The organism is Streptomyces axinellae (assembly GCF_039532135.1).
Lineage (GTDB): Bacteria > Actinomycetota > Actinomycetes > Streptomycetales > Streptomycetaceae > Streptomyces > Streptomyces axinellae.
The window spans coordinates 1-565 of sequence record NZ_BAAARJ010000092.1 but is presented as its reverse complement, the minus strand read 5'-3'; the positions used below and the strand labels follow the sequence as shown (position 1 = coordinate 565).

The following is a 565-nucleotide window of genomic DNA, read 5'->3' as shown; positions in this document are numbered from 1 at the left end:
GGGCGAGCCGCTGCCGCTGCTCTCCCAGGTGGCGGAGCGCTGCCGTCGTCACGACATGATGGCGAATATCGAAATTAAGCCGACCACCGGGCTGGGGCCGCAGACCGGGAAAGTGGTGGCGCTGGCCGCGCGCGATCTATGGCAAGGCATGACCGCGCCGCTGCTCTCCTCTTTTGAAATCGACGCCCTGGAGGCGGAAGGTTTTCAGCTCACCCGCGATGCTGGCGGGATCCCGAATGCCTTTATCGCCAGCGTCGGTGAGGGCCAACCGGTCATTGCCCTGCTCGGCGAATTTGACGCCCTGGCGGGACTCAGCCAGCAGGCCCACAGCGCGGAACCGACGCCCTTGACGCCGAGGTTCCTGGCGTTGGCCAGGCCGAAGGTCCGCCACTCGGCGGGTGAGAGCACGTCGTTGATCAGCGGCAGCGCGCTGTCCTCCTCGTGCCCGAAGTGGTGGTCCATCACCTGGTAGAGGTCCTGGATGCGGGCTGCGAGGTCGTCGGCGCCGGACCTGAGGGCGGTGTCGACCGCGGTGATCCGCGGGCCGAGTTCGGCGTGCTCGGCC

Annotated in this window: 1 pseudogene; it reads left to right on the top strand. The window is 68.0% G+C overall.

Annotation, left to right across the window (positions count from 1 at the left end):
* A pseudogene (locus ABD339_RS33585) lies at nucleotides 1–472 on the top strand (hypothetical protein); the annotation flags it as partial.
* Nucleotides 473–565 lie beyond the last annotated feature (93 nt).